This is a genomic window from Cohnella endophytica (assembly GCF_003628305.1).
Taxonomy (GTDB): domain Bacteria; phylum Bacillota; class Bacilli; order Paenibacillales; family Paenibacillaceae; genus Cohnella; species Cohnella endophytica.
Genome location: NZ_RBZM01000005.1, coordinates 382122 through 397228, shown reverse-complemented (window position 1 = coordinate 397228; position 15107 = coordinate 382122). Strand labels below are relative to the sequence as shown.

General features: G+C 52.6%; 11 protein-coding genes. All 11 read right to left on the bottom strand.

Annotation, left to right across the window (positions count from 1 at the left end; genetic code table 11):
- Nucleotides 1-23: 23 nt before the first annotated feature.
- The 11 genes from D7Z26_RS11980 to D7Z26_RS11930 all read right to left on the bottom strand — a co-directional run bounded on the left by D7Z26_RS11980 (nucleotide 24) and on the right by D7Z26_RS11930 (nucleotide 15018).
- Complete coding sequence (locus D7Z26_RS11980; RefSeq protein ID WP_120977181.1) at nucleotides 24-1460, bottom strand: aldehyde dehydrogenase family protein; 1437 nt, start codon at nucleotides 1458-1460, stop codon at nucleotides 24-26.
- A gap of 89 nt (nucleotides 1461-1549) precedes the next feature.
- Nucleotides 1550-2422: a dihydrodipicolinate synthase family protein gene (locus D7Z26_RS11975; RefSeq protein ID WP_120977179.1), complete on the bottom strand. Its 873-nt coding sequence runs from the start codon at nucleotides 2420-2422 to the stop codon at nucleotides 1550-1552.
- Nucleotides 2423-2463: 41 nt separating this feature from the next.
- Nucleotides 2464-3534 (bottom strand): M24 family metallopeptidase, encoded by a 1071-nt coding sequence (locus D7Z26_RS11970; RefSeq protein WP_120977177.1) that lies wholly within the window; start codon nucleotides 3532-3534, stop codon nucleotides 2464-2466.
- Between the two features lie 16 nt (nucleotides 3535-3550).
- Nucleotides 3551-4450 (bottom strand): carbohydrate ABC transporter permease, encoded by a 900-nt coding sequence (locus D7Z26_RS11965; RefSeq protein WP_407643503.1) that lies wholly within the window; start codon nucleotides 4448-4450, stop codon nucleotides 3551-3553.
- Entirely contained in the window at nucleotides 4450-5352 is a 903-nt protein-coding gene (locus D7Z26_RS11960) for a carbohydrate ABC transporter permease (protein ID WP_120977174.1), read from the bottom strand. The genes D7Z26_RS11965 and D7Z26_RS11960 overlap by 1 nt, the downstream gene beginning before the upstream one ends.
- A 109-nt stretch (nucleotides 5353-5461) precedes the next feature.
- The gene (locus D7Z26_RS11955; RefSeq protein WP_233566823.1) at nucleotides 5462-6910 is read right to left on the bottom strand and encodes an ABC transporter substrate-binding protein; all 1449 of its coding nucleotides are present in this window, start codon (nucleotides 6908-6910) and stop codon (nucleotides 5462-5464) included.
- Between the two features lie 149 nt (nucleotides 6911-7059).
- Nucleotides 7060-8634, bottom strand: a complete 1575-nt coding sequence (locus tag D7Z26_RS11950) for a response regulator (protein ID WP_120977172.1) — start codon at nucleotides 8632-8634, stop codon at nucleotides 7060-7062.
- Nucleotides 8612-10459 carry a cache domain-containing sensor histidine kinase gene (locus tag D7Z26_RS11945; RefSeq protein WP_120977170.1) on the bottom strand — a complete coding sequence of 616 codons (1848 nt, stop codon included), beginning with the start codon at nucleotides 10457-10459 and terminating at the stop codon, nucleotides 8612-8614. Before D7Z26_RS11945 ends, D7Z26_RS11950 begins: the two co-directional genes overlap by 23 nt.
- A gap of 40 nt (nucleotides 10460-10499) precedes the next feature.
- Nucleotides 10500-12443, bottom strand: a complete 1944-nt coding sequence (locus tag D7Z26_RS11940; protein ID WP_120977591.1) for a glycoside hydrolase family 127 protein — start codon at nucleotides 12441-12443, stop codon at nucleotides 10500-10502.
- 202 nt (nucleotides 12444-12645) lie between these two features.
- On the bottom strand, nucleotides 12646-13527 hold the full coding sequence (locus D7Z26_RS11935) for an SMP-30/gluconolactonase/LRE family protein (RefSeq protein WP_120977168.1): 882 nt from the start codon (nucleotides 13525-13527) through the stop codon (nucleotides 12646-12648).
- A gap of 39 nt (nucleotides 13528-13566) precedes the next feature.
- Nucleotides 13567-15018: a DEAD/DEAH box helicase gene (locus D7Z26_RS11930; protein ID WP_120977166.1), complete on the bottom strand. Its 1452-nt coding sequence runs from the start codon at nucleotides 15016-15018 to the stop codon at nucleotides 13567-13569.
- Between the last annotated feature and the right edge of the window lie 89 nt (nucleotides 15019-15107).

Below are 15107 nucleotides of genomic sequence, written 5' to 3'. Positions count from 1 at the left end.
TCCCCTATGCGATTCCTGGATGATTAGCGATATTGAATCGAGCAAGTTTTAAGATGGGTGTAGAATTCAAGGGCGGATTGGCCTTGTTCCCTCGTGTGGGAGCTGGAGCTTTTCATTCCTCCGAACGGAGCCTGATATTCGACTCCTCCCGTCTCCTGATTCACCCGTACCATTCCCGCTTCCGCCTCTTCCAGAAACCGGAATGCGTCCGACAAGTTTTTCGTGAATACAGAAGCGCTTAGACCGAAAACGGTGCGATTAACCAGTTCGATGGCTTCGTCGGTATTGTCCGCGGGCAATATGACGGCCAAAGGGCCGAACACTTCTTCTTGAACGAGCGCATGATCGGCGGATACGCCTTCCACGAGGAGCGGCCGAATATAATAGCCTTCGCCGTTCCCTTCCGCCTCCGGCGCGATTGCTACGGTTCGTGCTTCCGACAATGCCGTGTCTACATATTGATTGACGGATTTGAATTGTTCTTTGGAGGCAACGGGACCGAGGAAAGCCCGTTCGTCCCTCGCATTTGCCATACGAAGATTGGAAGTAGCCTTGGCTATCCTCTCCGCGAATTCGTCGTAGATTGTCCGATCGACGATAATCCGGCTTGTCGCCGTGCACTTTTGTCCCGCGGAACGAAATGCTCCGCTCACGATGGCGGGAACGGCGATGTCGAGATCCGCGTCGCGCAGAACGACGGCGGCATTCTTGCCCCCCATCTCCGTCTGGAACTTCAAATTTCTCGCCGCGCTGGCGGCGGCAACGCGTAACCCCGTCCCCGTCGAGCCCGTAAAGCTTATCGCGTCGATCCGCGCTTCTTCCAATAAAGCATTGCCGATGACGCTCCCTTTGCCGATAATCAAGTTCACCGTGCCTTCCGGTAATCGCGCAGCGGACCATATTTCAGCCATTTTGACGGCTGTCAGACAGGCATGTTCCGCGGGTTTCCATACGACGGCGTTGCCGCAGATCAAAGCGGGAGCGATTTTCCAGATGGGGATCGCGACCGGAAAATTCCAAGGCGTAACGATTGCCGCGACCCCGACCGGGACGCGTACGGAGTACTGCTTAACATGCGATTGGGACGAAGGAATCATCTGGCCGTTCGCTCGAACCCCTTCCCCCGCGTAATAACGCAGCAAGTTCACGCCCCTCGCCACTTCCCCCCGCATCTCGGCAATCGGTTTCCCCATCTCGCTGCTCGCCAGATTCGCCAATTCGGACGAGTGCAATTCAAGCAGATTAGCCATTCGATAAAGGCACTCGCCCCTTTCGGCCCCTGTCATCGCCGCCCACTTGGGCTGCGAGCGTCGTGCGGCGTCGACCGCGGATAACAATTCGGCTCTGCCCGACAAATGAATGATTCCGACCGTTTCGGCGACATCGGACGGGTTGCGAACTTCTATAACGCCCGCAGCCGGTTCAGACCACTCTCCGCCAATCCAGTTTTTCGTTTCCATATCGATTCGCTCCCCGTCTTTGCTTGGTATAAGGAAACGACGGAAGGACCCCCTGCCGTCGTCTTGTTCAGCGCTTCTTTCAAAGCCGGTTATTCGCTCAAGGCGTATTCGAAAGCTTCCCGTATTTCTGCCTGTTCCGCTTCCGTAAGCGGCAACCGGGGCGGCCGTGTTTGACCCATGGGCCGTCCGGCCAATTCCATGCCGTATTTGATTGCCTGAACAAGGCGGGGGCTTGCGTCCCAATGGAATAACGGTAAAAGTTTGCGGTAAATTTTTAATGCCTCTTCTAATTTGCCTTCCTGGGCCAACTTAAACATTTTCAAGCTCGCTGCCGGCAGAACGTTCGTAAGTCCCGCGATCCAACCGGACGCTCCGAGCAATCCCCCCTCCATCGCCAGGTCGTCCACGCCGACGAAGATTGTGAGGTCGGTTAATCTTTGAATATCATGTACTCTTCGGATATCTCCCGAGAACTCTTTAACGGCTACGACATGATCGATCGCGGAAAGCTTTTGCAAAAACGCAGGTTTCATGTCCGTCGGGTAATCGTGCGGATTGTTATATACGATGATCGGCAGCCCTACCGCCGAAAGAGATTCATAGTGATGGAACACTTCCGTTTCGGAAGGCCTATAGTTGATAGGCGGTAGCGCCATAATGCCCTTGGCGCCGGCTTGTTTGGCGTGCTGTGCCCATTGCACGGCCATTTGAGTCGAAGGCGCTGCCGTACCGACGACGACCGGCACGCGCCCCGCCGCCGCATCGATTACGGTCTCGACAACCCGTTTGCGCTCATCCGGAGACAAGGACGCGTATTCGCCTACCGAACCGGTCGGGACGATTCCGTCAACGCCTTCTTCGATCAGCCAATCCACGTGATTTCGCAAGCGAGGCAAATCCAACTCCAGATTCTCATCGAAAGGGGTAATGATAGCGACGTAAACGCCGGAAAAACGATTCATACGATTTCCTCCTCGTCATATCGCGGGTTGTTCCGCGGAAGTTATAAAGCGATCAATTGTTTGGGGCTCGAAGTAAGCACTTCGACGCCGCCTGCCGTGATCAGGACGTCGTCTTCGATACGAACGCCGCCGAAGCCCGGAATATAAATGCCCGGCTCGACGGTAAGCACGTTTCCAGGCTCGAGCACGGAGTCGCTTTCCTTGGAAAGCCTGACTTGCTCGTGTATTTCCAATCCGATGCCGTGTCCGAGGCCATGACCGAAATAAGAGCCGAACCCTCGGGAATCGATAATATCCCTGCCGAGAGCGTCTCCCTGTTTGCCGTTCATACCTGGCCGCAAACCGCGTATCGCCGCCTCGTTGGCATCAAGAACCGCGGCGTAGACGGACAAGTGCCGTTCGTTAGGCTCTCCGACGAATACCGTTCTCGTGACGTCCGACATATATCCGTTCACGATCGCTCCAAAATCGAGCGTCACGAATTCACCCCGTCCGACTTCTTTGTCGCTAGCGACGCCATGCGGCAACGCCGACCGGTAACCGGATGCGACGATAATGCCCGGCCATCCGCAATCGGCGCCGAGCAGCCGCATCCGGTACTCCAATTCCGCCGCTATTCTTCTTTCCGATACCCCTGGCCGAATAACGTTTAATACTTCGGCGAAAGCAACATCCGAGATACGCGCTGCTTCCCTAAGCGTCTTCACTTCATCTTCATCCTTGACATTTCGCAGCTTCTCCACGATATCTTCCGTAGGAACGCATTCGATGTCAGCCATAGCCGCCTGAAGTGCATGAGCTTGGCTGAGACTCAAATGCTTAGCCTCTACTCCCAGAGAACGAATACCGAGACTGCGCGCATAATCCGCGATCGATTCGAAGGGTTCCATTCCGTGAAGAGCTACCGTTAAAGCCGCCGCTTGATCCGTTGCTTGCGATAAATAACGGAAATCCGTCATAAGCAACGCTTCTTCTTGGCTTACGAGGACATAACCTGAAGTACCGGTAAATGCGGAAACGTATCTCCGATTCGGGCCGTGCGAAATCAAGATCGCATCGAAACCCTTCTCTTGGACGACCGACCGTAACCGCGATATTCTTGCTCTTGTCATCCGCAACGCCCCCTCCTTAGCCTTTGATCCCGGTAAGCGTAATGCCTTCGATAAAATAGCGCTGGGCGAGGAAAAAGAGCAGAATGATCGGAGCGACCATCGTTGCCGACGCGGCCATCAAGTAACCCCATTGCGCGTTATACAGCCCTTTGAAAGAAGCCAACCCGAGCGCCATCGTATATTTTTTTTCCGAGCTAAGATACAAGGTCGGCTCTAGAAATTGGTTCCACACGTCGTTGAACGAGAACACCGTAATGACGAGAAGCGCCGGTTTGGAAAGCGGCAAGATAATGTGCCATAGCACGGTCAGCGGATTGGCTCCATCCATATAAGCTGCCTCGTCCAGCTCGCGCGGAATGGTCATGAAAAATTGCCTCATCAGAAAAATCGCGAACACGCCTTGGCCGGTGTATACTCCCGCGCCAAACCACGAAGGCAACGACAACGGGATGAAGGAATCCAACGCTCCCAACTCGCGCCAAAACACGAACATCGGGATCAACGTCGCGGCTCCAGGTAGCATGCCCGTCGCGAGAAGCACGCCGAATACGATATTTTTCCCCGGCCATCTTAGCCTTGCGAACGTATAAGCGGAAATCATCGTCGTTACGAGCACGCCGCTTACCGTAAGCACTTCGAGAATCATCGTATTCAGAAAAAAACGCTTGAAAGGAACGGCCGTCAGCGCCTCCGGGTAGTTGCTCCAACGAAAGGGCTCCGGGATCCATTCGGGAGGAAAAATGAAAATTTGCGCGTTATCCATCAAAGAGCTTCTAACAAGCCATATCAAAGGCAGAATCATAAGCAAACTAAGCACGATGAGCGTAAAATACGTGAAAACGTTGGATTTCCCGATCATTTTCATGCGCGTGGATTTTTGCGGTTTCGCAAACGCCGTGCTTATTTGGCTCGCCATTATTTTCCGCCCCCTTCGTAATACACCCATTTACGGGAGGTCCGGAACGTAATCAGCGTAAGCGCGACGATAATAACGAACAAAATCCAAGACAATGCGGAGGCGTACCCGATTTTCGTTTCCGTGAAGGCGATACGGTAAAGGTAGACGACGTAAAGCAAAGTCGCGTTATTAGGACCGCCCTGCGTCATGACGTACACGCTGTCGAAGCTTTGGAACGCCCCGATCTGCATCATGACCATATTGAAAAATATCGTCGGCGTCATCGAAGGCAGGGTAACATGGAAAAACTTGCGCCAAGCGCCCCCTCCATCCACCTCGACCGCCTCATACAGATGGGTAGGAACGGATTGCAAACCGGCCAAAAAAATGATCATATAGTTTCCGACGCCCCATACGCTCATGAGCGCGATCGAAGGAATCGCCGTTTCTTCGGCGTATATCCATTGGCTGCCCGGCAACCCGAAATATTCGAAAATCGAGTTAAGCAACCCGAAATCGGGATTGAATAACCACAGCCACAGCATCGTCCCCGCGATCCGTGGAACGATGGAGGGTAAAAAAAAGATCGTACGGAAAACGGACAGTCCCTTCACTTTGCGATTAAGCAGCATCGCCAACCCGAAAGCGGCGAGTATCGCGACCGGCACGGTGGCTAAGACGTAATATACCGTTACGAAAAGCGATTTCGTGAACACCGGATCCTTCGTTAAGATCGTCTCGTAATTGTTTAAGCCGACGAATGAAGATTGTCCTCCGATATGCCAATCGGTCATGCTAAAAACAAAAGAGGCGACGATGGGACCAATGGCGAAAAACAGCAATCCGAGAGTGACCGGAAGCGCGAGTAGCATGCCCCAGCGGCGTTCCATCCTAAGCAGTCCGGACTTGTTGCGTCTCATCTTTCGCTCCCTCCTTCCGGGAATACGCTAAATCTCGATTGCCCGAGGACGGAACGGCCGCGGACATGGCCTCGCCCCGAACCGCCCTCAAGCGGTAACAATCCCGTTGTTATTCGTCCGGATATTTGCCCTTAATGAGCGGTTGGATTTGCGCTTGCAACTCGTCAAGAGCCGCCTGTGCCGTCTTCTTGTTCGTCCAAATCAAATCGAGACCCGGGGCAAGCTTGCTGTTGATTTCCGGCCAGTTTTTAAGTTTCGTCGAAGGCGATTTGACCGCGTATCCTTTGGTGTATTCGATTCCCGCTTGCAAAAACTCCGGAGGATGGGCCGGGTTGTCGGTCCACAGCTTGATCGCCGCTTCGTCCGTGTAATATTTTTCTTCCGTCGGCATCCAAAGCCCCGTTTTGTACAAGTCGACCTGCTCCGGATTGTTATGGTACAAATAAAACTCGAGAGCTTCGGCAGGGTGCTTCGTCGTATTGAAGACGACCGTCGTTCCCGCGAGAATAACCGTTTTCGGTTCTTTCAGCTTCGGTAGAACTCCGATGCCGTAGTGAAGCTTTGTGTTGTTCGTTAAATCAAGCAGCGCCCAAGTTCCGTCGAGCACCATCGCGACTTTGCGCGTTTGCAGGCGGACATGGTTATCCGGCATGTTTTGCTGTTGGATCAAATTCGGAGAAACATGGTTAACGTAAATCAAATCCTGAAGCTTCTGGAACACTTCGACGGCTTCCGGCTTGTTAAGCGCGTAATTCATGCCGGATTCGTCCAATATCCCTGCTCCGTTGCTCTCGAGAAGCGGCCCGTAAGTACCGCGGTCGGTACCGAAGGAGAAACCGTAAGTATCGATGTTTTTCGCATCGAAGCCGGGATCGTCGGGATGTTTGCCTTTTTTGTCCTTCGTTAACTTCTTGGCGACGGAGACGAATTCGTCCCATGTCCACGCTTTGGCCGGATCGGCCGGCGGTAGGGGAATTCCCTCTTCCGCGAAAATATCTTTGTTATAGTAGAGCACCATGACTTCTAGCGCGGTGAAGTTGGCTACAGCCTTGCCCGGCTCGGTGTACAGGTAGGAGGCTTTCAATTTGTTTTGTAGCTCTGGGTATTGGCCGTAATATTGGCTGAAATCGAGTAATCTGCCTTCGCTTCCCCATTGATTCGTTAAGCCGTCTCCTAAATAAGCGACGTCGGGCAACTCGTTGGCCGCCATCAGCGTGTTCATCTTCGTGTTGTAATCTCCGGGAACGTGCTCGCCCGTTACTTGAATGTACGGATGGGAATCGTTAAACGCCTTGATCATGTTCTCCATCGCTTTTTTCTCATCCGTGCTGCCCCAATACATGAACTTAAGCTTAACGACTTCCTTCGGCGATTCGCTGGCTTCGGATGCGCTAGGGCTGGCATCGGATGCGCTCGGGCTCGTTTCTTCGGTCGGCTGAGAGCTGCTAGCGGAAGGCTTCGTTTCATCATTGCCGTTCTTCGAGCTGCAGGCGGTTATTCCGACAAGCACGGCAGCTAACAGTAAGGAAAGCCACCTTTGTTTGCGATTACCTAGCATGCTTTGATCCCCTCTCAATGCGAAAATGATGTTTCCAAACTCTATTATCAAGCGTTTGCGATCTCGTATATATAAGGTTGCACCTTGTTCTCTTTGTTTTGGTTCGATTGTTTTCGATACGCGAATAAGAGAAACGATATCCCCTTAGCTCAGAGATACCGTTTCCGAAATTCCGAAGGCGTCCAGCCCGTATTTTTCTTAAAGGCGATGCTGAAATAATTCGTATCGCCGTATCCGACCGCTTCCGCGATTTGGGAAACCTTCTGCGTCGGATCCAATAGAAGCTCGCGGGCCCTTTCGAATCGAACGCGATTCAAAAAATCGGCGAAGCTTTCCCCCGTCACTTGCTTGAATCGCGAGCTGACGTACTTCGGGCTAAGATGCAAATACTCGGCAAGACCGTTTAGACTCGAGTCTTCGTGCAAATGGTCCCGGATCCAATGCCGCGCATCCTCGAATATTTTCGGAACCGCGGATTCTTTGGATTCCCGGATCCACTTGCAGACCTGCACGAAATAATCGGTGACGAAAGCGACGATCTCGCTCCCGGTCGTCATTCGCGACACTTCAAGAAGCGGGTCTTGGCGGTATCGAAAGTTACCGTCTGTCAATTGGCTGCTTTGCACGACGCGCATGACGTAGAGTACGAGCTGAGTAGCCATTAATTTCACTTGACGCGAAGGCATTCCGGCGAATAACACCGACCATTCTTGTAAAATCGTCAGGATGGCTCCGTCGTTTCCTGCCCGAATTTCCGACAGCAATATCAATTCTTTGTCCAGCAAGGTTCGATTCGTCGTCTCGGCAACTTGTACGCCTTCATACGGAATAATCTGCCCGCTCCCTACCCATCCTTTGTGTTCCGCGGCGTGCAAGGCTTCGCGATAGGCCTCGGGCACCCATTTCAACTCGGAGACAGAACGGCTCACCCCGATCGTTACCGGCACGCCCAAGTAATTCTTGACGACCGAACGAATACTTTTCGCGACTTCCGTTGCCGTTTCCCTGCCGACGGAAGAAAGCACGAATAACACGCGATCGTAAGACGTCGCCGCCCCGTGCGCATGAGCGTAAGTTTGAGCGGCTTCGAAAGTAAGCTTGGCGAAAGCTACTCCATACAACTGACGATCCTCCATAGTCGATACCCGCTCCGGAATCGCATCCATCTCGCAGCAAAGAACCACGAACGAAGGCGTTGCTTCAGCGAGCGGTGCCCTAGCCGCGCGAAGCGCTTCGATTGCATCGCTACACGGTCTTCTTTGCAGCAACAAATCGAGTAAAGCATATTCCTGCGTCATATACCGTTCTTGATTTTTCCTGGTGTCGTGGCTCTCGCTGAACCGTCTCCGTCTCGAAATCCGTTCCTCCGCCCGAAGCAACCCGGAGGTCAGCTCCTCTTTCGTAATCGGCTTCAACATATAATCGGCCGTTTCCAGCGTGATCGCTTCGCGGACAAAAGCCATGGAGTTGTATCCGGTCAAAAACAACAGTTGCGTTTCTTCGTCCTTTTCCCGAATGCGGCGAGCGACCTCAAGCCCGCTTAAGTCCGGCAGGTTAATATCGAGCAAGACGATATCCGGTTTGAGCTCTTCATAGAGACGAAGCGCTGTTTCACCGTCTTCCGCTGCCCCGACGGCTTCAATCGGCAATCCCGTTTGTGCGATTTGATGCTTTAGACCTTCGCGTATATGGTATTCGTCGTCAACGATCAGCAATCGCCACATGGGCTTTCCCTCCTTCGGATTTCGCTTCGCGGATCGGAACGCTTAAAGTAACCGTCGTGTATTTGCCATATTCGCTCGCGATTTGCACCCCGAATTCGGGTCCATAATGCCTGAGTCTATCGTGCACGTTTCTTAATCCGAAACCGATCGCCTTCCCTTCATTGGACGCGCCGTTCAACACGCTCCGAATTTCCGAAAGCCTTTCCTCGGGAATGCCGTTGCCATCGTCGCTGATCGAAAACCGCAAGCGTCCTTCTTCCTTAACGCCGGACAACATGAGATACACGACCTCTTTTTTCATTTTTATCCCGTGGTAAATAGCGTTTTCGACGATGGGCTGGAAGATGAGTTTCGGTACGTAATAAGAAAGAACTTCTTCGTCGATTTCGGAAATCCATTCGAACTTATCCTTGAACCGGAACTGCTGAACGCGCACGTACGCGCTCGCATGATCCGCTTCGTCGGCAACTCGGATTTCTTCGCTTCCTTGACTGAGCGCGATTCTGAAAAACTTCCCGATCGCTCCGATCACTTCGGACATTTCATTCTGGCCGTTCGCAAGGGAAAGCCCTTTGAGCGATTCCAAGGTGTTATATAAAAAGTGGGGATTAATTTGCGCCTGCAAGGCACGGAATTCCGCTTCTTTCCTTGAGAGAAGAGCTTCCAACACTTGATCGTTAAGTTGTTGGTTTTCTCTATGCATTCGCAAGAACCTTTCGCCGATTTGACCGACTTCGTCCATGGGGTCGAACGGAGCGTGGGCCGGAACGACTCCGGTAGTCGAACCCATCAGGCTTCTCAGACTGCGGAGAGGCCTGCGTATCGTGTTGCTCAAGCGATAGGCGATCACCCATCCGATGACGAGTACCGCGAGAAAAGTTTCGATCGTCCATTTGCCGATTTGGTTGGCGTCCCGGAACAGCGTGTCCGAATCCGCTACGTGCAGTAGCGTCCACTTATTCGTCTCGAGCGGAGCGTAGGAAATCATCGCCCGTTTTCCGTTCCAATCCGTCCAGCTCTTATCTTGCGTCGGTGTTCGAATCGCGGATTCGGCAACCTCTCGCAGCGCCCGTGAATCCGCTTGCGCTTTTTCGGGCATCCAGTAAATCGGGTTTCCTCCGCTGTCCACGATCCAAAATTGCGACTTCTCATCGGGCTTCAAAATCGATATTCCGCTGAAAAAGTTCGATTTCTCGATTTCGAGCATTAAAAACCCGAGATCTTCGTAGTTCCCTTCCGTGCGCCGAAGAAGCTTTCCCACGTAAAGATGCTCCTGGTCAACGGAAGATCCGTTAATATCTTTGAAAGGGGAACCGTCGTGCCACATGATGCGATTGTTCCGGCTAAGTCGATCGTAATAGATTCTGGCTTCTTGTAAGGTAGGAAGTCCCCCGAAGCGGATTGAATCGTTCCCTTGATAGAACGATTGAAATTCACCGCCGCTAGGGGCGTACACGAGGGTGGAGATAATATAAGGCTTCGTCTGCGTCTGCGCCCGGATGATCTTGTTCAATCGTTCCACGTTACGCAAATAATCGTAATCATCCGCCGGGCGCAATTGTAAAATCGTTTGTACTTCGGGGTTGCCGAGAATGGCGTTGGTCAAATCGTTGAGGTCGGAAATCGTTCGGTTCAAAAAATTTCCGCTCATTTGCCGCGATTGCGTCGCGTGTTCCTCCGCTTTATTGACGAGGGAGTGGACAGCGATCCGGTAAAAGGTAAACGTAAGGACGCACATAGGGACGATCGTGAGCAGCAATGTGAGCATGAGAAATTTGCCTCTAATCGTACGAATCTTCCATGTTCGTCCCCGGTGTCCGCTCATCGATCGCCCGTGCCCCTTCCGAATTAGGGATAAGTCGAATTCAGCAATCGCGTTCCCGGATCCATACCGCCATTTCGCCTTCCTCGCGATTAGCCCAAGCATAATAAGGAATTAATCGGACTTTCGTTTTTGTTTTTTCGAAACGCCTCGTCGTGTATAAATCGGAAGAAATACCCGCAAGCTCCGTTCTCCAAGCATCTTTCGACTCGATGACGTAAATGCCTCCAAGCAGATCCGCATCGAATTGTCCGTTAAATGCCGCGTCCGAGGACAACTGCAAGTCGCGAAGATTAGCGCCGTTGTCGGCTTCTTCCAAACAATAGACGACCGGACCGCGCTGAACCGCCACTTTGCCGTTGGCTTCCCGTAGCTCGGGATGCGACCTGATCAATTCGGCGCTCATATCCATGACGAGCTCCACTCGGTCGCCTTCATTCCATACTCGCCGGATTTTGATATATCCCTTCCCATCCGCTGCGACTGCATCGATTGTGGTTCCGTTTAACCGAACGGACGTCTCTCGAGACCAAGCCGGCAACCGAAGAGCAAGCGTGAATTCCGTCGAACTTTCCATTTGGACATCGATGCTGACGCTTCCCTTCCATGGATAATCCGTTTGTTGATGAACGGCTATTTTCTTCCCGTTGAACTGCTGCGCCGTTCGGCTTCCGATGTAGAGATGAACGTACAATTCTTCTTCATTCGTCGAATAGATATAGTTCCCGAGGGATGCGATAAACCTCGCGATGTTCGGCGGACAACAAGCGCAACCGAACCAAGGCTGACGGCGCGTCTTCGCCCCCGGAATGTCATCTCTCTGCCCGCTGATGACCGGCCAAACCTCAAGCGGATTGACGTAAAAATAGCTTCGACCGTCAAGCGATATACCGCTTAGCAAGCCGTTGTACAAAATCCTTTCCATGACGTCGGCATACCGCGAATCTCCTTCGATTTGCAATAAGCGGTGTCCCCAATTCAGCAAGCCGATCGAGGCGCAAGTCTCCGCGTAAGCTCGTTCATTCGGCAAATCGTAATCGAAAGAAAACGCCTCGTAATAATCCGAAGAACCTATGCCCCCCGTTATGTACATTCTGCTCTGAACGACATTGTCCCATAGTTTTTTGACGGCCGCGAGCAGCGATTCGTCACCGTATTCGTCGGCGATATCCGTCGCTCCGGCGAATAAATAGACGGCGCGAACGGCGTGTCCATCCGCTGTCGTCTGCTCTCTAATCGGCGCATGCGACTGAAAATAGTTCATCGGACGCCGGTCCACGCGTTCTTTTCTCCCCTTGCCTCGCCTCGCGTCCAACTCGACATCGAAGTATTTGGGATCTTGGCCCCGCTCCTCGACGAAAAACTTGGACATTTCCAAATAAGACGTTTTTCCGGTCAGTTTATACAGCTTTACGAGAGCAAGTTCGATTTCCGGATGGCCGCAATAGCCCGCTAGCTGATCTTCCCGCGACCCGAACGTCGCGACGATATGATCGGCGAATTTGCACAATATATCGAGCACCTTGGGCTTGCCCGTCGCCTCGTAATACGCGACAGCCGCTTCGATGAAATGTCCGGCGTTGTACATTTCGTGGTCGTCCCGAACGTTTTCCCATTGCTCGCCGGGTTTTTGAAGCTGATAATACGTGCCGATATATCCGTTTTGCATCTGCGCGCGACCGATCAGATCGATCGCTTCGTCCGCCAGCTTCTCCAAGGTCTCGTCCCGCTTCTGCTGCAGCACGAAGCCGACCGTCTCCAGCCATTTCGCCAAGTCGCTGTCTTGGAACACGTAGCCGTGGTGGCCGCCTTCCTTGCCTTCCGCGGCAGCTCGAAAATTAGCGATCGTACCGCTTGGTTCGGCTCCCTCCACGAGATCGTTCAACGCATTCCATTGATAAGGCACGACGATATCTCGGACGAGGCTTTGCCTCGGCTGCCAAAACCGATCTTCGATCGACGTCTGCGCGATTCCGGCGGGTCTCATTTTCCTCACGGACACTCTCTCCTCTCGTACTCTACACTTCCAAAGTACCATGCGCCGGAGAGCGATGTCAGTCCGTCAAAACAACACAAAAGGTAGATAAATCCGACTTGCTTGGGAGTTCTTCGCCCGCGGCGTGAGAGGCGGGCTAATAATAAAAGCGATCGCCCCCCCTATGGGAGCGATCGCTTTCTCGTAACCTTCATCAAACCGTTCTATAACCGTGTACCTGCAAGCCCCGAACGCCCGGTTTATACTTAAAGCAGCTACCGGCCAGAGGTTCTTTGCTCAGCTGTTCCTCGCTTAATCCCTCTCTAGCCGAGGTGATGAACAGTTCGTCCAGCTGTTCCCCGCCGAAGCAGCAGGAAGTCACTTGGGAGACGGGCAGCTCGATTTTTTCCAATTGCTCGCCCGTAGACGGATTCCAACGAGTAATGCAGTAACCTCCCCAATGGGCAACCCAGATCATTCCTTCGGCGTCCACGCACATCCCGTCCGGAACGCCTTGATCCTTGGGTATAGTTACGATAGCTTTGCGATGACCGAGCTTACCCGAGCTTGCCTCGTAATCCATGCGATGGACCTCATGCGTCCCCGTATCGATATAATACATTGCCTGATCATCCGGACTCCATCCGACTCCGTTAGAACAGCTTATGTCCGTGAATATCTTGCGAACGGTACCGTCTTTCTCCAAGCAATAGAAGGCTCCCGCTGCGTTCTCGCCCTTGACCGACATCGTGCCCGCCCAGAAACGGCCCGAGGAATCGCATTTACCGTCGTTAAACCTGTTATCCGGCAACTCGCTCTCGGGATCTACGATTTTCGCAAGCTGCTTTGTGTTACGGTCCAAGAAGTAGAAACCATCCTGCATCGCGCATACGAATCGTCCATCGTCGGCAGGAACGGCTGCGCCGATCATCCGGTCTAATTGAATGAGATCCTGATCCCCCGTGCGAGGATTATAGAAGCGGATTTGCTTCTCGATAATGTCGACCCAGTAATAAATGTTCTCGTCCTTCAGCCATACCGGCCCTTCGCCGAGCGTGGATATCGTTCCTTCTATTAACGCTGGTTCTCTCTTCATTCCCGCACCTCCGAAATTGTCTCTCCCATTGAACCCCGATTAATTCCCCTTCGCTTCCTGCACCTTCAACTGCTTGCCCTTGACCGTAGTGTTCTTCATGACCTCCAGGACATGCGGCCCTTTCCCGTTCAAGATTTCTATGAAAGTTACGCTGTCCTGAATCGTAATGATACCGATATCCTCCGCGGTTACCCCATCGATTCGGGCTAAAGTTCCCACGAAGTCCACCGCTCTCAGCTTCTTATTTTTCCCGCCGTTAAAATATAGCTTCATGATGCCTTTGTTAAGCCGTTCGTTCTTTTCCTTCCTGATCGTAGGCTGAACGCTAAGCTTTTTCTCGAAGGCAGGCTGCCGCAGTTCTACTTCGTCCTTAGAAGGCATTTTCCTTCTCGGAAGCTCGAATCCGACGTAACCTTCGATGTTTGACAGGAATTTTCCTTCTCCCGGAGTGGAGAGGCTGATGGCTTTCCCGGCCTTGCCCGCGCGGCCTGTCCGGCCGGTCCGGTGAACGTAGCTTTCGGCATCCTGCGGGAGATCGTAGTTAATGACGTGCGTGATGTTATCGATATCGATCCCGCGTGCCGCAACGTCCGTCGCGATCAAATATCTGAACAAGCCTTTTCTATACTCATTCATGATTTTGAAGCGGTCATCTTGCTCCATGCCTCCGTGTATTTTGCCGCATCTTAGACCAAGGGTGTCCAACTGCCGATAAACCTTGTCCACTTGCTCTTGGGTTCTACCGAAAATAATGCAGCTATCCGGATTCTCGACGACGAGCAGATTCAGGAGCAGCTTGGGCTTATCCCCTTCTTTCACCTCGATTACGGAGTGATCGATCAGCTCATTCGTTACTCCGACCTTTGACTCGATCTCGATATCCACTGGATTCCTCATGATGGAATGACAGAGCTTCTCCACGTCCTTCGGCAGCGTCGCCGAGAACAATAAGGTGACCCTTTCGGCCGGAAGCGTCTTGATGATTTTCTCCACTTGCTCGATGAACCCCATATTCAGCATCTCGTCCGCTTCGTCGATGACCAAATAACGAATTTGCTCGACGTCGAGCGTCCCCCTGTCGATGTGATCCATCACGCGACCCGGCGTGCCTACGATAACATGCGTTTTTTGCCTCAGTTGGGCGGTTTGTTTCGCGAAGGACTCCTTTCCATATAGGGAAGTCGCTTTAATCCGCTTAAATCTCCCGATATTCGTAATATCCTCGTTGACCTGCACGGCCAGTTCTCGCGTAGGCGTCAGAATAAGCGCCTGCGGCTTGTTCTCTTCCCACTCCACCAATTCGCAGACGGGTATCCCGAACGCGGCCGTTTTGCCGCTTCCCGTTCGGGACTTCACGGTAAGATCCTTCTTCTCTAACGCGGTCGGAATGACTTTGCTCTGTACTTCGGTTGGCTTCTCGTAACCCAGACCGTTAAGCGCCCGGATGATTTCTTGGCTTAATTTATAGTCGTTAAAGCTAATCTCGCTCATGGATATACCCCTCTAAGTCGTCTGCTCTCGGCTCTTATGAATACGAGTTAATCTTAGTTCATAGGGAGACAGGAAGCAACGGCTATCTA

Excerpts from the sequence above, each read along its gene's own strand:
- D7Z26_RS11945 (WP_120977170.1), bottom strand. The coding sequence starts at position 10,459 with ATGAGCGGACACCGGGGACGAACATGGAAGATTCGTACGATTAGAGGC.
- D7Z26_RS11980 (WP_120977181.1), bottom strand. The coding sequence starts at position 1,460 with ATGGAAACGAAAAACTGGATTGGCGGAGAGTGGTCTGAACCGGCTGCG.
- D7Z26_RS11930 (WP_120977166.1), bottom strand. The coding sequence starts at position 15,018 with ATGAGCGAGATTAGCTTTAACGACTATAAATTAAGCCAAGAAATCATC.
- D7Z26_RS11960 (WP_120977174.1), bottom strand. The coding sequence starts at position 5,352 with ATGAGACGCAACAAGTCCGGACTGCTTAGGATGGAACGCCGCTGGGGC.
- D7Z26_RS11955 (WP_233566823.1), bottom strand. The coding sequence starts at position 6,910 with ATGCTAGGTAATCGCAAACAAAGGTGGCTTTCCTTACTGTTAGCTGCC.
- D7Z26_RS11975 (WP_120977179.1), bottom strand. The coding sequence starts at position 2,422 with ATGAATCGTTTTTCCGGCGTTTACGTCGCTATCATTACCCCTTTCGAT.
- D7Z26_RS11935 (WP_120977168.1), bottom strand. The coding sequence starts at position 13,527 with ATGAAGAGAGAACCAGCGTTAATAGAAGGAACGATATCCACGCTCGGC.
- D7Z26_RS11940 (WP_120977591.1), bottom strand. The coding sequence starts at position 12,443 with ATGAGACCCGCCGGAATCGCGCAGACGTCGATCGAAGATCGGTTTTGG.
- D7Z26_RS11965 (WP_407643503.1), bottom strand. The coding sequence starts at position 4,450 with ATGGCGAGCCAAATAAGCACGGCGTTTGCGAAACCGCAAAAATCCACG.
- D7Z26_RS11950 (WP_120977172.1), bottom strand. The coding sequence starts at position 8,634 with ATGTGGCGATTGCTGATCGTTGACGACGAATACCATATACGCGAAGGT.
- D7Z26_RS11970 (WP_120977177.1), bottom strand. The coding sequence starts at position 3,534 with ATGACAAGAGCAAGAATATCGCGGTTACGGTCGGTCGTCCAAGAGAAG.